Source organism: Amycolatopsis sp. AA4 (assembly GCF_002796545.1).
Classification (GTDB): Bacteria; Actinomycetota; Actinomycetes; order Mycobacteriales; family Pseudonocardiaceae; genus Amycolatopsis.
On sequence record NZ_CP024894.1, the window covers coordinates 6,169,316 to 6,194,004 of the forward strand.

Sequence of the window (24,689 nt, forward strand, 5' to 3'; positions counted from 1 at the left end):
CATGCGCGCCGCCGACCTGCACCGCCTCGCCCGCACTCTCCGCGAGATCGCCCTGACCAGCACCGGGAACACCGGCGAGGATCAGGTCAACGCGGGAGAACTGGCGGTGGTCGAGGACGTCTCGCGCCATCCGGGTGCGACGATCAGCGACGTGACGCGCCGGACCGGGCTGGCGCAAAGCCTCGTCTCCCGGATCACGCACCGGATGGCGGACGCGGGCGTCCTGCGCGTTCGGCCCGACGAGAAGGACCGGCGCAAGTCCAGGCTGGAGATCGAACCGGCCGCGCGCGCGATGTTCCGCACGCGCGCGGACGGTTCGATCGCCTCAGCCCTCGCCACGCACGCACCGAAACTCAGTGCCGCGCAACGGAAAGAACTCACCCACCACCTCGCCGAGGCGGAGCGGCTGCTCCGAGAAGGTCAGGAGTAACTCCGCGGCGTCCACACGATCGACCGCCCGTCCGGCCCTTCCTCCGCGACCGTGCGCGAAGAGCCCACGATCAGCAGGCACCGCATATCCACGGTAGCCGGATCAAGCTCGCCCAGCGTGGTAACCCGAACGTCCTCCTCCGGCCCCCCGACATCCCTCGCCACCACCACCGGCGTGGCCGGATCCCGGTGCCGCAGCAGGACTTCCCGCGCGTTCGCCAGCTGCGTCACCCGCGTCCGCGAGGCCGGGTTGTACAGCGCCAGCACCAGATCCGCCGCGCCAGCCGCGTCGAGGCGGCGTTCGATGATCTCCCACGGCTTCAACCGGTCCGAAAGAGACAGCACGCAATAGTCGTGTCCCAACGGCGCGCCGACCCGCGACGCGGCTGCCTGCGCCGCCGTCACCCCGGGCACGATCCGCACCCGAGCGCCGTGCCCGTTCCCGGCCGAAACCTGTTCCAGCACTGCCGAAGCCATCGCGAAAACGCCCGGATCGCCGGACGACACCACGGCCACCCGCGCACCCGTCGCGGCCAGCTGCAATGCCTCGACCGCCCGGTCCGCCTCGACCCGGTTCCCCGAGGCGTGCCGCTGCTGTCCCGCCCGCTGCGGAACCCGCGCGACATACGGTCCGTAGCCGACGATGTGGTCCGCCGCCGCCAGTTCCGCCGACGCTTCCGGCGTCAGCCACTCCGGCCCGGCCGGACCGAGCCCGACGACCACGACCTCGCCGCCTCCCGCCGAAACCGGAGCCGAAGGAGCAGCCGCGGGCTCACCGTCCACACGCGACTTATAAGCGGGGCTTGGCAAGAGCGCCAAGGAAAAATACGGCACCGATTCCGGATCGACGTCCGCGAACGGCTCCACCCGCTGCTGTCCCCAGGTCGCCCGCTCGATGTACCAAGCGTCGTCGAGCTTGCCCGACTCCGCGAGCCCTTCTCGCACCGAACCGAAGGTACGGCCCAGTTTCAGCACCGCCGCCGCCTCAGTGTCCGCCAACCGGCGCGCCAATTCGGGCGCGGGCAACGTTCCCGGCAAGACCGTGAGCACTTCGTCCCGCTGCACCAACGGACGGCCGAGCACCGACGCCGCCGCGCTGACCGACGTCACGCCGGGCACCACCTCGGCCTCGAACCGTCCGGCGAGCCGCTCGTGCATGTACATGTAGGAGCCGTAGAAGAACGGGTCGCCCTCGCACAACAGCACCACGTCTCGTCCGGCGTCGAGGTGCTCGGCGAGCTTTTTCGCACTCAGCTCGTAGAAATCGGCGATCGCGCCCTCGTAGCCGCCGGGGTGGTCAGTGGTCTCAGTGGTGACCGGGTAGACCAGCCGCTCTTCCAGCTGCCCCTCGCGCAGATACGGCTCGGCCACCGACCGCGCGATGCTCCGCCCGTGCCGCGCGCTGTGGTAGGCGATGACGTCCGCCTCGCCGATCAGCCGCGCCGCTTTGACCGTCATCAATTCCGGATCGCCGGGACCGAGCCCGACGCCGTACAGCCGCCCCGTCATTCGACCGCGCTCGCAATCGCGTTCACAGCGCCGACAGCCATCGCGCTTCCGCCACGACGGCCGTGCACGACCAGGTACGGCGCGGGCGCGCGCTTCGCCAGCTCCACTTTGGACTCAGCCGCGCCGACAAACCCCACCGGCACGCCGATGATCGCGGCCGGTGCGCCGATGCCCTCGTCCAGCAGCTCCAGCAACCGGAACAACGCGGTCGGCGCGTTGCCGATCGCCACCACCGAACCGGGGAGCCGGTCGCGCCACAGTTCCAGCGCGGCGGCCGACCGCGTGGTGCCGAGCCGTTCGGCCAGGCCGGGCACGCTCGGATCGTCCAAAGTGCACACGACGTCGTTCGCCGCGGGCAGGCGTTTGCGCGTGATGCCGCTGGCGATCATCTTCGCGTCGCACAGGATCGGTGCGCCCGCCTCCAGCGCGGCGCGGCCCGCCTCGACCACGTCGAGCGAGTACCGCAGGTCGTCGACCAGGTCGACCATGCCGCAGGAGTGAATCATCCGGACCGCGACGCCCGCGACGTCGTCGGGCAGGATCGCCAGGTCCGCCTCTTCGCGGATCGTGGCGAACGAGTGCCGGTAGATCTCGGCCCCGTCCCGCAGGTAGTCGATCACGAAGGTCCCTTTCTCGCCAACGCATCCGCCAACTCGGACGTCCAGCGTCCGTCGACACGGTAGCCGCCGGGTTCGGCGACGACGTCGCGGTGGGCGCCGGACGGCCGTCCGCACCGCCGGGCACAGCCCGAGACGTGCACCCGCTGCCCGTCCGCGACCAGTGTCGCCGCGTCGGCGCGGACGTCGGCGAGAGACTTCGCACACCCCGGCGCGCCGATGCAGGCGCTAAGCTCCGCCGTCGCCGGATCCGTCGAGAGCCCCGCCGCGTGCAGGCGGTCGACGTCCGCGCCGCCGGGCAGCAGGACCGAACGCCACGGCGTGACCACGGCGTCGCCGAAGTCCGCGAGCGTGCGCAACTGCGCGGCAGTCAGCTGGCCGAACCTCGGCGCGACCCCCACTGCCTCGCCGCGGTCGTCGCGCCGGATGCGCCCGACCGTCGGGTCGATCCGGCTCGGCCGGGTTTCCGGCGCTTCCCGCGGACCGTCCGGCAGCAGCGTCGAAGGATCGTCCAACTCCCCGATCCGCCACGCCGACCCGCGCGTGCGCGCAAACGTTTTCGCCACCGTGAGCAGCGCAGACACCGCCTCGTCCCGCGGCACCCGCCAACCGGAATCGACCCCCGCCAACAGCACCGCCCCCGCCGCGGGACCGATCGCGCGCCAGCACACGTCCGTGCCCGCGACGTCGCCGCGCCCGTCGTCGAAGCCGAAAAGGAACCGCCCCGGCAACTCCGCGAGTTCCGGCCGCGCACACAACGCACGATCCAGCGCCGCGGAAAGCCCCCGGACGTCCGCGAGGCCGCCGCGCACCCCGCTCAACGGCGAGGCCAGCACGTTCCGCACGCGTTCGTGGCTGGGCGACGGCAGCAACCCGGCTTCCGTCAGCCGTCCCGCCAGCCCCGGACGGCGTACGCCGCGCAGCTGGACGTTCGCCCGCGAGGTCAGGTGGACGTCGCCGTCGCCGAGGTCTTCCGCGCAAGAAGCCAAGGCCCGCAACCGATCCGCGGTCACCGCGCCACCGGGAAGCCGGACCCGGGCGAGCGGCCCGTCCGCCGCGTCGTGCGTCGCGAAGACTCCGGGACACGCGTCGGCACGCACGCGGGCAGGGCTGGACATGGCGCTCACTGTAACCCGCGGCCGATTTAACAGGCTTGCGATCAGATGTAGTACACCTGCTACATTTCATCGCACAGGCAGGATGGGGGTCATCCAATGAGAGATCAAGCGGACACCGTGCTCCGCGTCGAAGGCTTGCGCATGCGCTACGGGGCGAACGACGTGCTGCACGGCACGTCGTTCACCGCGCACCGCGGCGAGGTGCTGTGCCTGCTGGGGCCGAACGGGGCGGGCAAGACCACGACGATCGAAATCCTCGAGGGGTTCCGCATGCGGTCCGCGGGCGAGGTGTCCGTACTGGGCACCGACCCAGCGCGCGGCGGCGAGGACTGGCGGGCGCGGCTGGGGGTCGTCCTGCAGTCCTGGCGCGACCACGGCAAATGGCGCGTGCGCGAACTGCTCGACCTGCTCGGCTCGTTCTACGCGCCGTACTCCACCGACCGGATCCGCCGCCCGTGGGACACCGACGAGCTGATCGAGGCGGTCGGGCTCACCGAGCACGCGGGCAAGAAGATCCGGATGCTGTCCGGCGGCCAGCGGCGCAGGCTGGACGTGGCGATCGGCATCGTCGGCCGTCCCGAACTGCTGTTCCTCGACGAGCCGACCGCCGGGTTCGATCCGCAGGCGCGGCGCGATTTCCACGAACTCGTGCACCGGCTCGCCGACGACGCCACGACGATCCTGCTCACCACGCACGACCTCGACGAGGCCGAAAAACTCGCCGACCGGATCCTGATCCTCAGCGGCGGCCACATCGTCGCCGACGGGTCGCCGGACCAGCTGAGCAGGCAGATCGCCGGCGAGGCCGAGGTGCGCTGGACGCTCGACGGACAGCGGTTCGTGCACTCGACCACGGAGGCGACGAAGTACGTGTACGAGTTGTTCAAGCAGCACGGCGAAGCGGTCGCCGACCTGGAGGTCCGGCGCGCGTCGCTGGAGGAGACCTACCTGACGCTCGTGCAGCGCGCGGAGTCCGGGCTCGCTGAGGCAGGTGCGCGATGAGCGCGTCGGCACAGCGGACCGCGGCGCGGGTGGGGCTCCGCCGCGGATTCATCGAATTCCGCCAGCAGTGGACGAACCGGGACGACCTGATCGGCCAGGTCGTCTGGCTGGCGATGATCTTCGGCACGCTGTTCTTCATGCGCGGCGCGCACCTGCCGGGCACCTCGTTCTCCCTCGGCGCCGCGACCGTGCCCGGCGTAATCGGCGCGGGCATCGTGTTCAACGGCCTGACCAGCGTCGCCGGGTCGCTCGTCATCGACCGCGAGGACGGCACGCTGCTGCGCGCGAAGGCGACGCCGAACGGGATGTTCGGCTACCTCGTCGGCAAGGTCACGACGTTCTCGATGGTGCAGGTCGCGAGCATCGTCGTGCTGCTGGTGCCGGCGCTGTTCCTGTTCGACGGCCTGGCCCCGGACGGGGTCTTCTCGATCCTGAACCTGCTCTGGGTGCTCGCCGCCGGGCTGGTCGCGACGCTGCCGATCGGCGCCGCGATCGGCTCGCTGATCCAGGATTCCCGGATGCTGGCCCTGGTCATGCTGCCGATGTTCGGGCTCGGCGCGATCTCCGGGATCTTCTACCCGATCACCGCGCTGCCGGGCTGGCTGCAGGACGTCGCGCAGGTGTTCCCGGTCTACTGGCTCGGCCTCGGCATGCGCTCGGCGCTGCTGCCCGACCAGGCGGTCGTCGTCGAAATCGGGCAGTCCTGGCGGCCGTGGGCGACCCTGGGGGTGCTGCTCGCGTGGGCCGTGATCGGATTGGTGCTGGCCCCGGTTCTGCTCAAGCGGATGGCCCGGCGCGAATCGGGGTCGTCGGTGGCGGCACGACGGGAAAGGGCACTTCAGCGTGTGTGAGGCGCGGTGAGCGAGAACGTCTACAACCGCATCGCGGTGCTGCGCGCCGAGCGCGGCATCTCGCGGCGGCAGCTCGCGGACGCGCTCGGCGTGCACTACCAGACGATCGGGTACCTGGAGCGCGGCGAGTACAGCCCGAGCCTGTACCTGGCGTTGCGGATCGCGGAGTTCTTCGAGGTCGCGGTGGAGGTGCTGTTCTCCACCGCGCCCTTCCCCCGGATCGGGGACGAAAACAAGCCCGCGTGAGGGTCTGCTCACCTTGACGGCGCCGGTGCGCCCGGCGAGAGTAGGACCGCACACGCGTCGGCATGCGGAGGAACCCGGTGGAAATCCGGGGCGGTCCCGCCACTGTGACCGGCGGCCCCGCGGCCGCCGGCAGCCAGGAACTCCCGCCGGCGTGCCCGACGACCCGGGGCGCGGACACCCCGAGTGAGGAACGCCGTGATCCTGCTGCTGTCCACTTCGGACACCGACCTGCTCAGCGCCCGGGCCAGCGGCGCGGACTACCGCCTCGGCAACCCGTCCCGGCTCCCGCTCGGGGACCTTCCCGGGCTGCTGGAAGGCGCGTCGATCGTCGTCGTCCGGATTCTCGGCACGCCGCGGACCTGGCAGGACGGCCTGGACACGCTGCGCGCGTCCGGCGCGCACGTGATCGTGCTCGGCGGCGAGCAGACGCCGGACGCGGAGCTGATGAAGCTCTCGACCACTCCGGCCGGGATCGCCGCGCAAGCGCACCTGTACCTCGCGCAGGGCGGTCCGGAAAACCTCACGCAGCTGCACCGCTTCCTGTCCGACACCCTGCTGCTCACCGGCGAGGGCTTCGAACCGCCCGCCGAACTGCCGTCGTGGGGCGTGCTTTCGCGGCCGGAGTCCTCGAATGACGGGCCGGTCATCGGGATCCTCTACTACCGCGCGCACCACCTGTCCGGCAACACCGGTTTCGTGCACGCGCTGGCCGACGCGGTCGAGTCCGCGGGCGGTCGCGCGCTGCCGATCCACACCGCGTCCCTGCGCACGCGCGCGCCGGAGATGATGGCCGAACTGGCCAAAGTCGACGCCCTGCTGGTCACCGTGCTGGCGGCGGGCGGCACGCGTCCGTCGGAAGCCGGCGCGGGCGGGGACGACGAATCGTGGGACGTCGCGGAAATGGCCGCGCTGGACGTGCCGGTGCTGCAGGCGTTGTGCCTGACCAGCGACCGCGAAACCTGGTCCGCCAGCGACGACGGGCTGTCCCCGCTCGACGCGGGCAACCAGATGGCGGTACCGGAATTCGACGGCCGGATCATCACGGTCCCGTTCTCCTTCAAGGAATTCGACGACGACGGCCTCCCGCGCTACATCGCCGACGCCGAACGCGCCTCCCGCGTCGCGCGCATCGCTCTCGCGCACGCCCGGCTCCGCCACACCCCGCCGGAGTCTCGGCGGATCGCCCTGATGCTGTCCGCGTACCCGACGAAGCACTCGCGCGTCGGCAACGCGGTCGGCCTCGACACTCCCGCTTCGGCGATCAAGCTCCTGCGCCTCATGCGCGACCGCGGCTACGACCTCGGTCCCGACGCCTTCCCCGGCGTCAACCCGACCGGCACCGACCAGCCGGACGGCGACGCGCTGATCCACGCCCTGATCGCCGCGGGCGGCCAGGACCCGGAGTGGCTGACCGAAGAACAGCTTTCCGGCAACCCGATCCGCGTCCCCGCCGCCCGCTATCGCTCCTGGTTCGCCGAACTGCCGGTCGAGCTGCGGGAAGCGATGGAAGAACACTGGGGCCCCGCCCCGGGTTCGCTGTACGTCGACACGTCGGCCAACCCCGAGGGCGACCTCGTCCTGGCTTCGCTGCAGTCCGGCAACGTCGTCCTGATGATCCAGCCGCCGCGCGGATTCGGCGAAAACCCGGTCGCGATCTATCACAACCCGGACCTGCCGCCGAGCCACCACTACCTGGCCGCGTATCGGTGGCTGGAAGAGGAATTCGGCGCGCACGCCGTCGTCCACCTCGGCAAACACGGTTCGCTGGAATGGCTGCCCGGCAAGACGGCGGGCCTCTCCGCCGCCTGCGCGCCGGACGCCGTGCTGGGCAATCTGCCGCTGGTGTACCCGTTCCTGATCAACGACCCCGGCGAAGGCGCGCAAGCGAAACGCCGCGCGCACGCGACCATCGTGGACCACCTGGTCCCGCCCATGGCCCGCGCGGAATCGTACGGCGACCTGGCCCGTCTGGAGCAGTTGCTGGACGAGCACGCCAACATCGCCGCGATGGACCCGGCCAAGCTGCCGGCGATCCGCGCCCAGATCTGGACCCTCATCCAGGCCGCGAAACTCGACCACGACCTGGGCGTCGAGGAACGTCCGCACGACGCCGAGTTCGACGACTTCCTGCTGCACATCGACGGCTGGCTGTGCGAGGTCAAGGACGCCCAGATCCGCGACGGCCTGCACATCCTGGGCGAGGCTCCGGTCGGCGAGGCGCGCGTCAACCTGGTCCTGGCGATGCTCCGAGCCCAGCAAATGTGGGGCGGCAAACAAGGCGCCGTTCCCGGCCTCCGTTCTGCCCTAGGCCTGAAGGAAAACTCGGACGCCCCACTGTCCGAAGTGGACGCCATCGAAACGACCGCGCACACGCTGGTTTCCCGGATGGAGACCCACTCGTGGTCCCCTTCTTCGGTTTCTTCCGTGGTCAGCGAGGTTCTGGGTACCTTCGACGCCGAAGTCGCCCGCGTCCTGACCTTCGCCGCCACCGAAATCGTCCCCCGCCTGGCCGGTACTTCGTCCGAAGTAGACGCAGTCCTGCACGCCCTAGACGGCGGCTACATCCCCGCCGGCCCCAGCGGCTCCCCCTTGCGCGGCCTGGTCAACGTCCTGCCGACCGGCCGCAACTTCTACACTGTGGACCCGAAAGCCATCCCCAGCCGCCTGGCCTGGGAAACCGGACAGGCCCTGGCGGACTCCCTGCTCCGCCGCTACCGCGAAGACACCGGCGACTGGCCGCGGTCCGTCGGCCTCTCGGTCTGGGGCACCTCGGCGATGCGCACCTCCGGCGACGACGCCGCGGAAGTCCTGGCGTTGCTGGGAATCCAGCCGGTCTGGGACGAGGCTTCCCGCCGCGTGACCGGCATCGAACCCATCCCGCTGTCCGAACTGGGCCGTCCGAGGATCGACGTGACAGTCCGGATCAGCGGCTTCTTCCGCGACGCCTTCCCGCACGTCATCACCCTGCTGGACGACGCCGTCCGCCTAGCCGCCTCCTTGGACGAACCGGAATCCGACAACTACGTCCGCGCCCACGTCGCCGCAGACCTAGCCGCCCACGGCGACGACCGCCGCGCGACCACCCGAATCTTCGGCTCGAAACCCGGCGCCTACGGAGCGGGCCTGCTCCCGTTGATGGACTCCGGAAACTGGCGCGACGACAAGGATCTAGCCGAGGTCTACGCGGTCTGGGGCGGTTTCGCCTACGGCCGGGATCTTGACGGCCGTCCCGCTCGCGAGGACATGGAATCGTCGTACAAACGCATTGTCGTGGCCGCGAAGAACACCGACACCCGCGAACACGACATCGCGGATTCCGACGACTATTTCCAGTACCACGGCGGAATGATCGCCACAGTCCGCGCCCTGACCGGCTCCGCTCCCGCGTCCTATGTCGGCGACTCCACCACCCCCGACGCCGTCCGAACCAGAACCCTGGGCGAAGAGACGGCCCGCGTCTTCCGCGCCCGAGTGGTCAACCCGCGATGGCTGTCCGCCATGCGCCGCCACGGTTACAAGGGCGCCTTCGAACTCGCGGCGACCGTGGACTACCTCTTCGGCTTCGACGCCACCGCGGGTGTGGTCGGCGACTGGATGTACGAGAAGTTGTCGCAGTCGTACGTGCTGGACGAGGAGAATCAGCAGTTCCTGCGCGACGCGAACCCGTGGGCCCTGCGGGGAATCATCGAACGCCTGACGGAAGCCGCCGACCGGGGCCTGTGGGAAGAACCGGATCCGGAGTTGATGGCGCAGATGCGCGAGGTGTACCTGACTCTGGAAGGCGAGCTGGAGAACGACTGACCCGGTTGCGCCGGGCGACTCCGCGCCTGGCACACCTACGCGGCTCAATCGGCCCACGCTTTTCGGTCCGCAACTCCATCCCGGCGACCAGCACTTCTCCCGTTACCGCCTCGGTGCACCCCCGGGTCACCCGGGCGGCCAGCGCGTCCGGCCTCCGCAGCACTCTGCCGCCTCGGCTGGCCAAACGGCGCTGCACCTCGACGCCGATCCGACAGCCGCTCCCTGCCACCGGTCAACACCTCAACACCGCTCCGACGGCCGCAGCCCTTCCACCTCTAACGCACCCACCGCCGCGACACCGATCCCGCAGCCGCGACGCAAACACTCCCCCCACACCATTACCCCGCCAACCCCAGCCCTCTCGCGGCCAACCCACCCACCGCTGCGAGGCCGATACCGCAGCCGCCACGCAAAACACTCCCCCACATCACCGCCCCGCCAACCCCAGCCCTCCTGCGGCCAACCCACCCACCACCGCGACACCGATCCCGCAGCACGGTCCCCGCCACCGGCCCAGCACCACGGCGCAGCCCCCGCTCCGCCATCGCCCCCGCTAACCCTCTTGGCCGCACTCACTAGGCCGACCGCGCCCACCGCCGCCCGCCCCGCGAACGGCCACCCGAACAGCCCCCAGCCCTACCGCCAAGCCCGCCCGGCCCAGCCCCGCCACCACCCCTGCTCACGCCACCATTCCCCGACCGGCCCGAGCCTCGCCCGCCGAACCGGCGCCGCGGTCCCCGTCCGACGTCGCCTGCCCGTGCTGGTCCAGTCCAACCGCACCGTCACCGTCTTCCCCCTCTCTCCCAGCGGACCACTCGCCCCCGCGGTCCGCGTCCCTTTGCGCGGAACCGTTGCGCCACAAGGGTGAACCCGCCGAACCGAATTCCGGCATACCTCCTGAACCAGCCCCCGCCCGGACAAGAGCAGCCGACCGCACCTTGACTTCATAATGGTCTAGTCCAATGCTTACCGCATTCATTTTCCGAATGTTCGCCGGAGGACAGATGCAGCGAAGCAGACTGGCCGCCACACTCGTCGCCGCCGCTACCGTGGCCGGGGCAGCTGCCGTCGTGGCCGCGACCGCCCACGCGCAGACCGGGGCGACGACCGGCCTCGACAACAACTGGTACGCCTCCGCGCCGTACCTCATGCCGCAGAGCAACAACCCGCCCGACCCGGTGACCGTCATGAACGCGACCGGGCAGAAGGCGTTCCAGCTGGCCTTCATCCTCGCGCCCAAGGGCGGCGGGTGCAGCCCGACCTGGGACGGCACCTCGCCGGTTTCGTCGGACACGACCGTCGGCGACGCGATCAACCGCATCCGCGGCAACGGCGGCGACGTGTCGGTCTCGGTCGGCGGCTACGGCGGCACGAAACTGGGCCAGACCTGCGGCACCGTCGACGCGACCGCCGCGGCCTACCAGCAGGTCGTCGCGAAGTACAACCTGAAAGCCATCGACTTCGACCTCGAAGAACCCGAATACGAGGACACCGCGGCCATCGCGAACGAACTCGGCGCCGCGAAGAAACTCCAGGCGGACAACCCCGGGCTGTTCGTGTCCGTGACCATGCCGGGAACCGCCGCGGGCACCGGCTGGTTCGGCACCCAGTTGCTGGACCAGGCGAAGTCGATCGGCTTCTCCCCCAACAACTTCTCGATCATGCCGTTCGACGGCGGCTTCACCGGCGGCGGCGCGTCGCAGGTGTCGGCACTGGAAGCGTTCCACGGCCTGCTCCAAAGCCATCTCGGTTGGGACAGCGCCACCGCGTATTCGCACGAGGGTTTCTCGGGCATGAACGGGAAATCCGACTCGTCGGAATACTTCAACGTTTCCGATTTCCAAACCGTCTACGATTACGCGACGAGCCACCACCTCGGCCGGTTCACCTTCTGGGCAGTGAACCGCGACCGGCAATGCACGACGACCACCGACAACAGCGTGTGCTCGAACGTCCAGCAAAACGACTGGGACTTCACGAAGTTCACCACCCGGTTCGCCGGCGCGACCCCGCCGCAGACCACCCCGCCGACGAGCCCGACCAGTCCGACCAGCAATCCTCCGGGCACCTGTTCGGCACCGGAATGGCAGAAAACGCAGGTCTACACCGGCGGCAACGTGGTTTCGCACAACAGCCACAAATGGACCGCCAAATGGTGGACCCAGGGCGAGGAACCCGGCACGACCGGCCAGTGGGGCGTCTGGACCGACAACGGATCGTGCTGACCGGCTAGTTTTCCCGATCGGGCGCTGCGCCGCGGATTCCGTGCCGCAGCGCCCGATCCGTCAGTGGCGTCGCGGAATCAGGGATGAACACCACCGGCCGCGCCACGGGGCCGGGGCCGGGCTAGCCGCATTGCGGGATCCGGGACGAACACCAGCAAGCCACCGCGGCGGAATCAAGGGCAGGGCTAGGCACCCGCACTGCGGAATCGGGCACGGACATCGGCCGGACCACCGCGTTGCGGAACCAGGAACGAACACCACCAGCCACCTTGCGGAGTCAGGGACGGTGCCAGGCAGCCGCACTGCAGGACCAGGGGAACACCCGCCAAGCCACCGCGCAGCGGAATCAGGGCCAGGCAGCCGCATTGCGGAACCAGCAACGAACACCACCGGCCAGGCAGCCACATCGCGGAGTCAGGGCCGAACGCCGGGCAGATGCGTATTCGCCCGCCGAACCTCCGAAGCCAACGCGGGCACCTCGATCACCCGCCGTCCGGCCGCCATCAGCCGCTCGACCCCTTCGGCCTCGACGAACAACGACGGCTCCCGCCAGGCCATCACGACCCGCGGAATGGCCGTCTCGAGGATCAGCTGCGTGCAGCTTTTGGGGTGGGACGCGCGATCGCTGCACGGTTCGAGCGAGCTGTACATGGTCGCGTCGGCGAGTCGCGGATCGTGCGGATCGAGCTTCGCCAGAGCGGATTCTTCCGCGTGGTTGTGCGGATCGCCCTCGCCCGAATGCCCGGTCGCGAGCACCGTCCCGTCCGGCAGTCCGACGACCGCGCCGACCCGAAACGTCGAACTCGGCGGACATTCGTCGGCAAGGTCGATGGCCTGCCGCAACCGCAGCAGATCGAGCGACGACGGTTCGGCCGCGGCGCGATACCGCAGCACGGCAACGTCCCCGAGCCGCCGCAGTTCGGTCAGTTCCAGCGGTCGCGGGAACGCACCCGGCCCGAGAAACCGCGGTGCCCGCGGGTCTCCGACCATGACCGGCGCGATCGCGAGCCGGAGTTCGTCGGCGAGTCCGGCGTCGAGGAACTGCGTGTGCACTGCCCCGCCGCCCTCGACGAGCAGGGTGCGGATCCCGCGCGCGCCGAGATCGTCCAACACGGACTCGAGCCGCGGCGGACTGCCGACCTCCACCACCGTCGCGACCGCGCTCAGGCTGTCCGCACTGCCGCGCGGCGCGTAGACGAGCTTCTCGGTGTCGCCGAGGGTGAAGAACCGCGACGCCGGGTCCAGCTTGCCGCTGCTGGTGACCGTCACTTTGACCGGCTGCTCCGGCCGCCCCGCCGCGACCCGCGCGCGACGCAGTTCGGCGGAGCGCACGAGAAGCCGCGGGTTGTCGGCCCGCACCGTGCCCGCGCCGACCAGGATCGCGTCGGCCTCGGCGCGGAGCCGGTCGACCTCCGCGAAATCGTCCTCGTTGGACAGGAGCAGACGGGTGCTGCCGGCGTCGTCGAGGTAGCCGTCCAGCGATTGCGCCGCGGACAGCAGGACGTGCGGCCGCCCGGTCATCGTGCCCATCCGCTCATCGTGCTCCGGCCAGGTCAGGCAGGCACTACGGCGTACTGGCGGACGTACAGGTCGGTGTAGGTCACCGGCCCGCGCGGCCCCGGCACCCGGTCGAGGTTGATGCCGGTTTCGGGCACCGCGAGCAGCTTGAAGCCGTCCAGCAGCCGGGTCGGCGCGTTCCAGAACACGCCCGTGCCGGTGTAGCCGTCGAAGAACCGCTCCGCCGCCGCCGGGTCCTCGGTCGCGATCCCCGCGGCAAGGCCGGACGTGCGCTCGTTCGCGATCTCGACCGCGTCGACGAGCCCGCCGACCTTCTCCACCGTGACGGTCGCCTCCCGCTCGGAGTCCAGCGCCCACTCGTAGCCGATCGGATGCTCGTGCGGCGCGAGCGAGGGCGTGACGCCACGCTCGGCCAGCGCCGACTCGATCTGCGGCCACACCGAGTCGTGCACGTCCTCGTGGATCAGCAGCAGGTTCAGCCGGTTGCAGACACCGAGCCGGTCAAGGCTCGAGTACACGAGGTCGCGAACCTTGGCCGCGTCCGCCGCAGCGTCGACGTACAGCACACCGCCGCCGTCGGCGTGCGCCAACGTGCGTACCCCGTGCACCGCGGCCTCGGTCGCCAGCGCACGCGTGCTGTCCCCGCTGCCGCGCAGGATGACGAGCGGCACGAGCCCCGGCAGCCGAACCAGCGCCGACGCCGCCTCCCGCTCGACGCGCGGCACCAGCTGCACGACGTCCGGGTTGATCCCGGCCGCCTCGAGCGCGGGCGCGATCACGACGTCCCGCAACCGCTGCGCCGACCCCAGCGCCGCCGACCCGGTCCGCAGCACGCCGCCGTTGCGCGACTTGACCAGCTGCGACGCCACGTCGACCGTCACGTTCGGCCGCGCCTCGTAGTTCGCGCCGATGACGCCCACCGGGCGCCGCCGCTCGACCAGCCGCAGCCCACCGTCCAACGTGGACACGTCGACGGACCGCTCCTGGTGCGGCGCGCCGGCCAGCAGCCGCAGCTGCGCGGCCATCCCGTCGAGCCGCTCGGACGTGATGGTGAGCCGGTCGAGCAGACCGGCGCTCATCCCGTCGGCCGTCGCCTTGGCGACGTCGGCCTGGTTGGCCTCGAGCACCTCGTCCCGGTGCGCGACGAGCCGCTCCGCCATCCCGACGAGCGCCGCGTCCACCGCGTCGTCCCCGGCGGCAGCCAACGACGGCGCAGCCGCCTTCGCCGCCCGCGCACACTCCTCGACGGCCTTCGCGACCTCGTCCATCGCCTGTCTCCCTCCGGCGGCTCAGCAGACGTCCAGTCTGCCGAATACCTGCCTCTGACCAGCACCGGGACACCGATCGTGGGCCAAACGTGGGACGCACCCACAATCCACGAGAGCGTTCCCATGAGTTCCGAAAACCTACCAAAGACAGTGGCGCACTCCGTGCACGAGCGTCCTTCGGCATCATCCTTCAAAGGCTCCGCCGCGAACTCCCTCGCGTGCGAAGCCTCGAAGGGTTCTGCACTGTCGAGCTGCATTGAGAGTCTGGCCGAGGGATCGATCACCGCGGAAGACCTGTGTCCGCCGTGCACCCGGTCGTTCATGGCCGCGCTCGACGGCATCACCGGCCCGCTTGCCTGGAGCCGCGGCTACCGGCAGCGTGCGAGGGGGGTGTGCGGTGATGCCGGGTCGGCTGCGTAACAGTCCCCGCGCCGGTTGCGATCCCTCTGCACTGGCTCGGCACGAGGGGGACATCGTGGGAGACGAATCCGACAGACCGAAGTGCTTCACCTCGCGATCGGCCGCAGCGGCTTCACGTGGATGATCGCCGAGCCGCCCGACAACCTGTGGGGGATCGTCGACCTGGCCGGCGGTATGCAGGTGCGGATCTCGCCGAAGGTCCCGTGCGGGTACATGCTCGACGTGATCAACTACGAGTGGATCCACACCCGCCAGTACGCCAAGTACGGCAACCGCACGATCCAGGCGTACGGCGACGGGCTGGAGCCCGTCGCCGACTGCGGCTCGCGGCTGCTCGGCTCGACGTACACGCCCTACCTCGGCCTCCGCGGCTCAGGCTGCACCGAATACGAGAGGGCGTCCGCGCGGTCGCTGCTCGGCTCGACAACCGGTGGAAAGGCCCCATGCTAGCCGCTGCTCGGCCGGGCCCTCTCGCGTTCACGGGTCCTTGGACGTGGCAAACCAGGTCGTGTCGCGCTTCGCTTCTCCTCCTCCTGAGTAGTTCTGCCTAGCTGCGCCTAGGTAGGCCTTCGCGTGTTCGCTGGCTAGCCCCCGGTTTGAGGGGAGCCGCCGTTGATCTCCGAGCTCCGGTGCCCGTACCGTGACTCTCGGTTATGGGAAGGGGAGGCCGATGGGGTTTACGAGTGTGCCCGCTGCGTTGAGAGCGGCTGGGCGGTCCGCGGGGGAGAAAACGGCCGGTCTGCGCGGCGGGGATTGTGCAGGGCTGGTCGGGCGGATCTCGGGCGCGGTGCGGAGCGGGAAGGCTGCAGCGGCGGCCGGGGGCTGCCGGGATTCGTTGTCGGCGACGTTCGGCCAGTGGTGTGCTCAGGCCCAGCGGTTCGGCGAGAATCTGGGAGTCGCTGCCGACCGGTACGCGCGCGGAGACCAGGCCGCCGCGGGGGTGTTCCCGGTGCCGCCGACGATGCGGGGGCCGCGCTGATGGTGTCGCTGGCCGATGTGCGCGCCTGGAACCCGGGCGTGCTGGACGAGATCTGCTCCGGCGTGCAGGCGAAGGTGCAGGTCCTGACCAACGATGGCGACGACTACGGCAAACTTCTCCCGGTGGTCGGCTGGAGCGGCCCCGCCGCCGAGGGCGCGGCCGCCCAGCACAAAACCCACATGCAGGGCCTGGACACCTACGTCGCCGGTGTCGCCGCGATCGGCAAAGCCGTCGGGCAGGCCGCCGACGCGATCCTCGCGGTGCAGGGCGCGATCAAGAATGCGGACGAGCTGGCCCGCAAGTACGGGTTCGCGATCACCGCCGACGGCGCGATCGTGTGCGTCTACGCAGGCGACCCGCCGCCGGAGCTGCACCCGCAGGACCGGGCACGAGCACAGCAGCAGCTCGCCGACGATATCGCGCAGATCCTGCGCACCGCCGAAGACATCGACAGCGACCTCGCCGCAGTCCTGGACAAAGCCGCGGCCGGCCAGTTCGGAACCGGCAACGAATCCACCGTCGCCGCGGCCGCCGCCGACGGGCTGAACGCGGCGGGGATGACGTTCCCGGAGCCGCCGCCGAACGCGACCCCGGCCCAGAACGCGGCGTAGTGGGCGACCCTGCCCGCCTCCGCCCGAGACGCCCTCATCCGCGACCGGCCCGGGCAGATCGGCGCAATGGACGGCCTGCCCGCCGTCGATCGGGACAAGGCGAACCGGGTCGTGCTCGACCGGGATTACGCGGACCTGCGACGGCAGCGCGACGACCTCCAGCGCCGCATGGACGGGCTGAAAATGTCCGATCCGCAACAGCAGAACGAGCACCATGACCTGCAAGTCCGGCTGGACGCGTTGAACGACAAGATTTCCTCGCTCGACGCCGTCCATGACACCCTGGCCAAGGGAAACCGGCAGCTGCTGTTCTTCGACACCGCCCATTCCCGGGTCGAGGCCGCGATCGCGGTCGGCGACGTGGACAAAGCGACGAACGTCGCCGTGTTCACTCCGGGATTCACCACCACGGTGAACGGCGACCTCGTTGATTACGACAGAAACATGGACGATCTGAAGAGAATGGCTGGTCAAATTGAAGACCGACACGGCGGGGGTCCGACGGCGGCGGTGACGTGGATCGGGTACCAGGCCCCGCAGTGGAGCGAGATCGCGAATCCCGGCCAGTCGGTGTTCGCGCCCCACGCGGCGCAGGCAGGGGGCGAGAGCCTCGCGAAGTTCTACAACGGGATCGGAGCCGGGCACGAGGCGTCGAACACGCCGCTGCACTTGACCGCGCTCGGGCACAGCTACGGCTCCAGCACCACCGGGTATGCCCTCGGCCATGACACCCCGGTGCAGGACGCGATGCTGTTCGGCTCCCCCGGCCAGGGCGCCGAACATCTGAAGGTGCCGCAAGGCCACCTCTTCGCCGCACAGGACGCCGGAGACACCCTCGTCCCCAACTACGGCGACACCGGAGCGCTCGGGCCCAGCCCCTACTTCAGCCCGGACGCGAGCAGCTACCACCAGATGTCCACCGACGCCAGCGTCACCGAAGCAGGACCGCTCAACGCAACCGAAGGCCACAGCGGCTACCTCGACCCAGGATCGACCAGCATGTACAACATGGCCGCCATCACCACCGGACATCCCGACCTCGCCCAGTACAAGGGCACCGTTCTCGCCGAAGGCCCCCGATGACCCCGCACCCCAGTCGCCTGCACGCGGCGCTCGCCGTCGCCCTGACCGCCGCCGCTCTGACCGCGTGCAGCGTCGAGAAATCGCCCTTTCCAGGAGACAACGTGGACCGAGACCCCGCAGAAGTCTGGACCGCATTGATGCGACTGCCCGACACCGACCAAGTCCGCCAGCAATACCAGCAACTCGACACCGAACTCCGCCAAGCCCTCACCGCCGCCATACCCAAGCTGGAGCCCTGGGCACCCAGCAAAAACAACACCGGATCCCGAGCGGGATGCGGCGCACGGTTCCCTGGGATCGGCAATGACGGCGAGACTGCAAGCTTAGGAGACCACGTCGTGGCCGGGAACCTGCCGGACGCCGACTACGAGAAGGCGCTCACTGTCATCGGGACCGTCGCGCAGCGCTACGGGTTCGACCCACGACCGCAGCGACTGCACGACGCACCCGGATCGCACGACGCGGTGTTCCACAACAGAACCGACGAGGGAGCCATCTCATTCGGCACCGCGCTCAACACCAGTCTTGGTCTTGACATCGGATGCAGGCTGTTCCCCTCCGCTAAGAAACGCGGCACGCCCTCGACCGCGCCTTAACGCGGGCGTAAGACCTCGTCTCCGTGGTGCGCCGCTTGTGTCGGGGTCTGCTCTGCCTTCGCCGTCACCGAGCCGCTGGGATCGCATCGCCGTAGCGCGAGCCAGCGCCACGGCGACCGCGTCACAACGCCAACGGCTGCAACAGCCACAGCCCGCCCGCGATGACGCAGCTCACCGTCAGCACGATGAACACCAGCACCCACAACACCGCGGGCACCGCGGTCAACCGGCTCAGCTGATCGGCGTCGGAGTCCCGCGCCTGGCCGCGCCGCCGCTTGAGCTGAAGCTCCACCACCGGCCGAACCCCGCCGAACAGCAGGAACCACGTCAGCAGATACACGAACGGCGCCTGCACCACCTTCGGCGCGACCAGAGCCACGAGCCCGAGCACGACGGCGCTCGCCACCACCGTGAACACGCCGTAGGCGTTGCGCACCATGATCAGCACACCCAGCAGCAGCAACGCGACCAGCACGAGCACCGCGGTGATCAGGTCAGCTCCGACCAGGCTCGCGAACAGCAGCCCAAGGACCGACGGCGCGACGTACCCGGCCAAGGCCGTGAACGCCATGCCCGGTCCCTCGGGCTTGCCGCGCGACACGGTGACCCCAGAGGTGTCCGAGTGCAGCCGGATCGACCGCAGCCGCCGTCCGACCGTCACCGCGGCCAGCGCGTGGCCTGCCTCGTGCACGATCGTGATGACGTTGCGGGCGAACCGCCACGGCGTCCCGCCGGCGAGCACCACCAGCAACGCGATCCCGCCGGTGACCAACGTGATGACGCTCGGCGTGTTCGCCTGTTCCAGCGCCGCACCGACTGTCCCAGCGCCCGCTGCCATGGCCGCACCGGAGATTTCCCCGGTGCCCGGTCGGGCGCTGAGCACAGTCGAGACGGCGAGTACTGGCGTAGTCACGCGGACACCTCACCACAGGCCCTATTTGGCCGCTGCGAGTGCCCGGGTGGCACCCGTCGACCGCGATTCGGTATGGGCGCCGCCTCACTCCATGGCGTCTCCCTTCCGTCGATCCGCGACTTCAAACACCGCTCAGTCCGCCACCTCCCCGGACGCCGAGGCGCTCAGCCGATCGAACCGGAACAGGTGGGCGACCCACGACCGATACGGACGCCAGTCCTCGGCCAGCGGTTCAAGCTCGTCCGGCGGCGTGTCGGGAGGCAACGCGTACTCGGCGCACAGCACCTGGTGGAGCTGGGTGTCCAGCCGGGGGAAGAGATCGGGATGCCCCGCGCCGTGCAGCAAGATCTGCTCGGCGGCGAACGCGCCGATGCCCGGGATCGCGCACAGCCGGTTCAGCGCGTCGGGGATCGGCAGCGCGAGCAGCTCGTCGGCGTTCAGGCGGCCGTCAACGGCTGCTCGCGCGACAGCTCGAAGGCGGGCCAGCCGGAATGGGCCTACCGAAGGTTCGTCCCCCAACTCGGCCACAATCTGCGGCGAGGGAAAGGAAAACGGCCCGTCTTCGCCTACCTGACGGCCATGTCGCACGGCGAGCTGCTCGCGCAATCGCCTCGCCTGCGCGACCCGCATGCCTTGGGTGAGCACGGCCCAGCAAGCCGCTTCATACGGCGACGAATGCAGCACCGGCCGCGCTCCGCTGTGGCGAGCGTGCAGCCGCCGGACCACCGAATCGCGGTTCGCGACCTCGGCAAGCCCGGATTCGTCGACATCGAGCGACAGGATCCGGCTCACCTGTGCGACCACGCGCGCGGCGATCTCCACCGGCGCGGCCACGCCGACTTCGACCGTGCCCGGGGATCTCTGCCGGATCGCGGCCCCGGCGTGAGTCCAGCTCCCCTCCACCGGGAACGCCATCCGCAGCACGCCCGGTTCGACGGCGAAGGATCCGGCCGGGCCCGCCCCGGCGAGCCACTGCGACGCGGCGCTCAGGTCGAAAGCCCCGTGCACGGCGATTTCTCCGGTGGGCAGGTCGATCGGACGCAGGATCGGTGCGGTCATCAGTCAGTCCTCCTCGCTGGTCTCCGCGGGTCGGAGACCGTGCGGACGACGTTAGGAACAGGCACCGACAATGCCGGTCCTCGAACGCTTGATCGGACAGATCTTCACTCGAACGAGTGAGCAGTTCATGTCGCATACTGCCGGTAACCCCACCGAGAGGACCCCCGTGCCGCCCCACCGCACCCAGCAACGACTAGCCGATCTGCTCAGCGAGCCGGCCACGACAGCCGACGGCTTCCTCGACACGCTCGGCGACGCCGCCCAGGCCGGCCCGCCCACCGGGCTCACTCAGCGGCTGATGCGCACGACGCTGCTGCCGCAGGTCTACGAACGTTACTGGCGGCCCGTGCTCGGCCGCGTCCTCAAAGGCCCCAGCGGCCCGAGCATGGCCGACGAGGTCGCGCTGGCCTCCGAACGGCTTGCGCTGCAGCCAGGTCAGATCGTGCTCGACGTCGCGTGCGGGACCGGCCGGTTCACGCGCGCGTTCGGGGATGCAGTGGGCCCGGACGGGCTCGCGATCGGCCTGGACGGTGCCCGCACGATGCTTTCGCGCGCGGTCGAGGAAACCGATTCGCCTAACGTGGCTTATCTTCGCGCCGACGCGGTCGAACCGCCGCTGCTTTCGTCCACTGTGGACGCCGTCTGCTGTTTCGCCGCACTGCACATGTTCGCCGAGCCGGAACGCGCGCTCGATTCGTTCGCCCGGATTTTGCGGCCCGGCGGCCGGATCGTCCTGCTCACGAGTGCCCGCCGAGACTGCCAACCCGCCCGGATCGCTGACACCGCAGGAGGAATCGTCAGCGGGCAACGCATGTTCGACCGCGGGGAGATCGCCGCCGGCTTGCACGCGCGTGACTTCGACGAGGTGCGCGAACAGTACTTCGGCGTCGCCCAATTCGTCTCCGGTCGGCTGTCTGACGTGCAGTGATCCATTTTTGTCAGGGTTCAGGGATAGCATTTCCCGCATGACCCACGCCGCACCTGTCCCGCCCGACGACAGCCACCTCCGTTCCCTCATCGAAGCCACCGCCGACGCCGTCGCTGCCGCCGAACCGCTCGGCTCCGACTTCGCTGGAGCCGACGCGGAAACCCGTGCCGCGGTTGAAGAAGAAGTACGTTCCCGGGCGAGCGAACTCGTCGCGCTCAGCCAGGATCTGCACGCGCATCCCGAAGAAGGGTTCGCCGAACACCGGTCGGTCGGCGCTCTCGCCGAGTTGCTGCGCGCTCACGGGCACGAAGTCACCGTCGGGCTCGGCGGGCTGGACACCGCGCTGCGCACCGGAACTCCGGACAACAACGGGCCGCACATCGCTGTTCTGTCCGAGTACGATGCGTTGCCTGGCTTGGGGCATGGCTGCGGGCACAACGTTATCTGCACTGCCGGAGCCGGCGGCTTCCTCGGTGCGGCGGCAGTGGCCGAACGACTCGGCGGACGGGTGTCGCTGTTGGGCACGCCCGCGGAAGAAGGCGGTGGCGGCAAGGAGACGCTCGCGCGCGCTGGAGTCTTCGACGACGTCGACGCGGTGATCATGCTGCACCCGTTCAGCCACGACATCGCGCTGCACCCGTTTCTCGGCAGGCGGCAGCTGGAGATGGTGTTCCACGGCGTCGGCGCGCATGCCTCGGCACAGCCGTTCATGGGACGCAACGCGCTCGACGCGGCAGTGGCTGCTTATCAAGGAGTGTCCGCGCTGCGGCAACAGTTGCCATCGAGCGACCGGGTGCACGGCATCTTCACCGACGGCGGCGCGCGGCCGAACGTGATCCCCGCCCGGGCTGCTCTTTTGTTCTATCTCCGATCGGCGAATCCCGAGACGCTGCGCGACCTGGCCAAGCGGATGACCGCGATCGCCCACGGCGCGGCCGAGATGACTGGCTGCGGGGTGGAATTGCATTGGGACGCACAGCCGGCGTACCTGCCGATCCGGTTCAACACGACGCTCGCCGGGCGGTGGTCGGTCAATCAGCAGGGCACCGGGCGGAAACCGCTGCCGCCGGGCATCGTGCCGGAGTTTCTGACCGGGAGCACGGACCTCGGAAACTTGTCCTTCCGCATGCCTGCACTGCACCCGATGATCGCGGTGTCCGGGCCGACGGTCGCCTTGCACACCAAGGAGTTCGCGGAGGCTGCCGGGTCGCCGACGGGTGATCAGGCGGTCGTCGACGGTGCGCTGGGACTGGCTTTGACGGCCGCCGACTATCTCGCCGACGCGGAACTGCGCAAAGCCGTGCACGACGAGTTCGAGGCATCGGGAGGGGCGCTGGACGTGCCGAGTTTCTTCGACTGACAGGTGTTGAGAAGGACGAGGGAAGGAAGATGGGCCGGGAGGTCGGAGAGGAGGTGCGCCACAGGCGGGTTGACGGGTTGGGCCGAGGGTTTTCGCTGGGACTGACGCTGTGACGCCAGCGGCGGCGGGCATTGTCGGCACGGCACGGCACGGCACGGCACGGCACGGCACGGCACGGCACGGCACGGCACGGCACGGCACGGCACGGCACGGCACGGCACGGCACGGCACGGCACGGCACGGCACGGCACGGCACGGCACGGCACGGCACGGCACGGCACGGCACGGCACGGCACGGCACGGCACGGCACGGCACGGCACGGCACGGCACGGACGAGGATGCCACTGTCGAAGAATCAGCTGAGGATTCTCAGCCGATTCTTCTCAGGAAAGCCTGAGGGTTTTCCACAGGCTGCTCATAAGGGCGGGCGCGAGTCTTGGTTCATGACCGAGAACGAGAGTCGGCCCGGGCCCGCTATCCCCGGTGGGCGCCAGCCGCACCAGAGCAGTGAGCAGTATGGGCAGTATCGGGCCGGGTCGAGTCCGTTCGGCGCCGGGCAGGGGCATCCTCGTGACGGCGGGGGCAGTCCTGCCGGTCAGGGCGGAGCGCGTCCTGGACAGCAGGCGGCCGCGGGCGCTCAGCAGGCGGGGCCGAGCAACGCGCAGCCGCCAAGCAACGCGCAGCGACCTGGCGGTGCGCAGACGCCCGGTGGCGTGCTGCCGCCTGGCGGTGCGCAGACGCCAGGTGGTGTGCTGCCGCCTGGCGGTGCGCAGACGCCCGGCGGTGCACAGCCACCTGGCGGTGCGCAGACGCCCGGCGGTGCGCCAGCCGTCGGACCGAGTGTTGTCCAGGTGCCTCGGTCGGCTGCTGCCATGCAGCCCGGGCCGGGCAACACGCCCCTGCCGGATCTGCAGGCCGCACACCGCCAAACCGGTGCCCCGCAGTATCAGCCACTGACGCCGCACCACCAAGCTGTGGGCCAGCAGCATCAGCTCGGCACCCAGCAGGACCGTCCTGAAGCCCCGCATCACCAAGCCGCGGCCCAGCAGCATCAACTCGGCACCAAGCAGCACTATCCTGAAACCCCGCAGCACCAGTCCGACGCCTCGCGCCACCAGTCCGACGCCTCGAACTACCAGCTCGGAGCACCGGATACGTACCGCGTGACCGAACCTCGCCAAAGCGGGGCCGAGGATCGCCAACCCCCGGCCGAGAGCCACCAACCTGGCACCACGTACTACGGACCGATGCCCCAACCCGCGCAACCACCCGCGGCCCTGGCCGGTCCGCAGAAGCGACCCGGCCGGCTGGCGGCCCTCGTCGGAGCCACCGCGCTCGCCGCAGCTCTTCTCGGCGGTGGTGCAGGGGCGGCGATCGTCGGGCTGACTGGTGACTCGAGCGCATCCTCGACCACCGCGTCGTCCGCCGCCACTGGGCAGACCATCAGCAACACCACGGGCTCCGCAGACGTCAGCACCGTCGCCGCGAAGGTGGTGCCCAGCGTGGTTCAGGTGAACGTCACGACCGGGCGCGGCTCGGCGATCGGCTCGGGCGTCATCCTGACCGCTGACGGTCGGATTCTCACCAACGCGCACGTCGTGCAGGGTGCCCAAACCGTCACGGTCACCACGTCGGACGGCAAGAAGTACCAGGCCAGGGTCGTCGGCTCGGACACCAAGAGCGACATCGCGGTGCTGCAGGCTCAGGGCGCGAGCGGGCTCACCGCCGCGACGCTCGGCGATTCGAGCAAGCTCGCCGTCGGGCAGCAGGTCATCGCGATCGGGTCGCCGGGCGGGCTCCAGAACACCGTCACGACCGGCATCGTCAGCGCGCTCAACCGGCCGCTTTCCGACGTCGGGGGCGACGGCGAGCAGCGGAACTCGCCCTTCAGCCAGCAGACCTCGAACGTCACGTCCGGCCCCAGCTACACCGCGATCCAGACCGACGCCTCGATCAACCAGGGCAACTCGGGCGGCGCGCTCGTCGACAGCCAGGGCCGGGTGATCGGCATCAACTCCGCGATCTACAGCCCGGGCGGCTCGAGCGGCAGCGTCGGCATCGGGTTCGCCATCCCGATCAACGACGCGAAGAAGATCGTCGACCAGATCGGGAACGGCTGACCGGAACCTCGGCGGCGGACCGCGGTCGGGGCGGA

At 70.0% G+C, this 24,689-nt stretch carries 21 protein-coding genes and 1 riboswitch; of the genes, 14 read left to right on the plus strand and 7 right to left on the minus strand.

Annotation, left to right across the window (positions count from 1 at the left end; genetic code table 11):
• The first annotated feature begins 1 nt into the window (after position 1).
• Positions 2–430: a MarR family winged helix-turn-helix transcriptional regulator gene (locus CU254_RS28545; protein WP_009081640.1), complete on the plus strand. Its 429-nt coding sequence runs from the start codon at positions 2–4 to the stop codon at positions 428–430.
• Here the strand turns inward: CU254_RS28545 and CU254_RS28550 are convergent.
• The 3 genes from CU254_RS28550 to CU254_RS28560 are packed head-to-tail and all read right to left on the minus strand — an operon-like array spanning position 421 to position 3,673.
• Positions 421–1,938, minus strand: coding sequence for a precorrin-2 C(20)-methyltransferase (locus tag CU254_RS28550; protein WP_009081641.1), 1,518 nt, complete (start codon positions 1,936–1,938; stop codon positions 421–423). The two genes, CU254_RS28545 and CU254_RS28550, sit on opposite strands and share 10 nt — an antisense overlap.
• On the minus strand, positions 1,935–2,558 hold the full coding sequence (locus CU254_RS28555) for a precorrin-8X methylmutase (protein WP_009081643.1): 624 nt from the start codon (positions 2,556–2,558) through the stop codon (positions 1,935–1,937). Before CU254_RS28555 ends, CU254_RS28550 begins: the two co-directional genes overlap by 4 nt.
• Positions 2,555–3,673: a precorrin-3B synthase gene (locus CU254_RS28560; RefSeq protein WP_009081644.1), complete on the minus strand. Its 1,119-nt coding sequence runs from the start codon at positions 3,671–3,673 to the stop codon at positions 2,555–2,557. The genes CU254_RS28555 and CU254_RS28560 overlap by 4 nt, the downstream gene beginning before the upstream one ends.
• A 96-nt stretch (positions 3,674–3,769) precedes the next feature.
• On the opposite strand from CU254_RS28560, the gene CU254_RS28565 reads away from it, so the two are divergent.
• The 5 genes from CU254_RS28565 to CU254_RS28585 all read left to right on the plus strand — a co-directional run bounded on the left by CU254_RS28565 (position 3,770) and on the right by CU254_RS28585 (position 11,798).
• The gene (locus tag CU254_RS28565; RefSeq protein ID WP_009081646.1) at positions 3,770–4,675 is read left to right on the plus strand and encodes an ABC transporter ATP-binding protein; all 906 of its coding nucleotides are present in this window, start codon (positions 3,770–3,772) and stop codon (positions 4,673–4,675) included.
• Positions 4,672–5,526: an ABC transporter permease gene (locus CU254_RS28570; protein ID WP_009081648.1), complete on the plus strand. Its 855-nt coding sequence runs from the start codon at positions 4,672–4,674 to the stop codon at positions 5,524–5,526. Before CU254_RS28565 ends, CU254_RS28570 begins: the two co-directional genes overlap by 4 nt.
• 6 nt (positions 5,527–5,532) lie before the next feature.
• A complete protein-coding gene (locus CU254_RS28575) occupies positions 5,533–5,772 on the plus strand; it encodes a helix-turn-helix transcriptional regulator (RefSeq protein WP_009081650.1) in 240 nt (79 codons plus the stop codon).
• Between the two features lie 67 nt (positions 5,773–5,839).
• Positions 5,840–5,915: riboswitch (cobalamin riboswitch) on the plus strand.
• A 52-nt stretch (positions 5,916–5,967) separates the two neighbouring features.
• Positions 5,968–9,573 (plus strand): cobaltochelatase subunit CobN, encoded by a 3,606-nt coding sequence (gene cobN / locus CU254_RS28580; protein WP_037715112.1) that lies wholly within the window; start codon positions 5,968–5,970, stop codon positions 9,571–9,573.
• Positions 9,574–10,577: 1,004 nt separating this feature from the next.
• Positions 10,578–11,798 (plus strand): chitinase, encoded by a 1,221-nt coding sequence (locus CU254_RS28585; RefSeq protein ID WP_037715115.1) that lies wholly within the window; start codon positions 10,578–10,580, stop codon positions 11,796–11,798.
• 414 nt (positions 11,799–12,212) lie between these two features.
• On the opposite strand, the gene CU254_RS28590 is transcribed toward CU254_RS28585, so the two are convergent.
• Both CU254_RS28590 and CU254_RS28595 read right to left on the minus strand, forming a co-directional pair.
• Entirely contained in the window at positions 12,213–13,319 is a 1,107-nt protein-coding gene (locus CU254_RS28590; protein ID WP_037718115.1) for a dihydrofolate reductase family protein, read from the minus strand.
• A gap of 32 nt (positions 13,320–13,351) precedes the next feature.
• Complete coding sequence (locus CU254_RS28595; RefSeq protein ID WP_009081657.1) at positions 13,352–14,584, minus strand: aldehyde dehydrogenase family protein; 1,233 nt, start codon at positions 14,582–14,584, stop codon at positions 13,352–13,354.
• Between the two features lie 501 nt (positions 14,585–15,085).
• Here CU254_RS28595 and CU254_RS28600 point away from each other — a divergent pair.
• The 4 genes from CU254_RS28600 (at position 15,086) to CU254_RS28620 (ending at position 18,273) form a co-directional block, all read left to right on the plus strand.
• On the plus strand, positions 15,086–15,454 hold the full coding sequence (locus CU254_RS28600) for a hypothetical protein (RefSeq protein WP_009081661.1): 369 nt from the start codon (positions 15,086–15,088) through the stop codon (positions 15,452–15,454).
• A gap of 528 nt (positions 15,455–15,982) precedes the next feature.
• Positions 15,983–16,594, plus strand: a complete 612-nt coding sequence (locus CU254_RS28610) for a hypothetical protein (protein WP_037715119.1) — start codon at positions 15,983–15,985, stop codon at positions 16,592–16,594.
• A 66-nt stretch (positions 16,595–16,660) separates the two neighbouring features.
• Complete coding sequence (locus CU254_RS28615; RefSeq protein ID WP_037715121.1) at positions 16,661–17,677, plus strand: alpha/beta hydrolase; 1,017 nt, start codon at positions 16,661–16,663, stop codon at positions 17,675–17,677.
• On the plus strand, positions 17,674–18,273 hold the full coding sequence (locus tag CU254_RS28620; RefSeq protein ID WP_009081667.1) for an LppA family lipoprotein: 600 nt from the start codon (positions 17,674–17,676) through the stop codon (positions 18,271–18,273). Before CU254_RS28615 ends, CU254_RS28620 begins: the two co-directional genes overlap by 4 nt.
• A 121-nt stretch (positions 18,274–18,394) precedes the next feature.
• On the opposite strand, the gene CU254_RS28625 is transcribed toward CU254_RS28620, so the two are convergent.
• Together CU254_RS28625 and CU254_RS28630 are read right to left on the minus strand one after the other, a co-directional pair.
• Entirely contained in the window at positions 18,395–19,111 is a 717-nt protein-coding gene (locus CU254_RS28625; protein WP_009081668.1) for a M50 family metallopeptidase, read from the minus strand.
• 207 nt (positions 19,112–19,318) lie between these two features.
• Positions 19,319–20,245 (minus strand): DNA-3-methyladenine glycosylase, encoded by a 927-nt coding sequence (locus tag CU254_RS28630; RefSeq protein WP_009081670.1) that lies wholly within the window; start codon positions 20,243–20,245, stop codon positions 19,319–19,321.
• 166 nt (positions 20,246–20,411) lie between these two features.
• On the opposite strand from CU254_RS28630, the gene CU254_RS28635 reads away from it, so the two are divergent.
• The 4 genes from CU254_RS28635 to CU254_RS28650 all read left to right on the plus strand — a co-directional run bounded on the left by CU254_RS28635 (position 20,412) and on the right by CU254_RS28650 (position 24,654).
• Complete coding sequence (locus tag CU254_RS28635; protein ID WP_037715123.1) at positions 20,412–21,173, plus strand: class I SAM-dependent methyltransferase; 762 nt, start codon at positions 20,412–20,414, stop codon at positions 21,171–21,173.
• Positions 21,174–21,210: 37 nt separating this feature from the next.
• On the plus strand, positions 21,211–22,533 hold the full coding sequence (locus tag CU254_RS28640) for a M20 family metallopeptidase (RefSeq protein ID WP_037715125.1): 1,323 nt from the start codon (positions 21,211–21,213) through the stop codon (positions 22,531–22,533).
• A 109-nt stretch (positions 22,534–22,642) separates the two neighbouring features.
• Entirely contained in the window at positions 22,643–22,897 is a 255-nt protein-coding gene (locus CU254_RS28645) for a hypothetical protein (protein WP_159396486.1), read from the plus strand.
• 800 nt (positions 22,898–23,697) lie between these two features.
• Positions 23,698–24,654 (plus strand): S1C family serine protease, encoded by a 957-nt coding sequence (locus CU254_RS28650; protein WP_009081676.1) that lies wholly within the window; start codon positions 23,698–23,700, stop codon positions 24,652–24,654.
• Positions 24,655–24,689 lie beyond the last annotated feature (35 nt).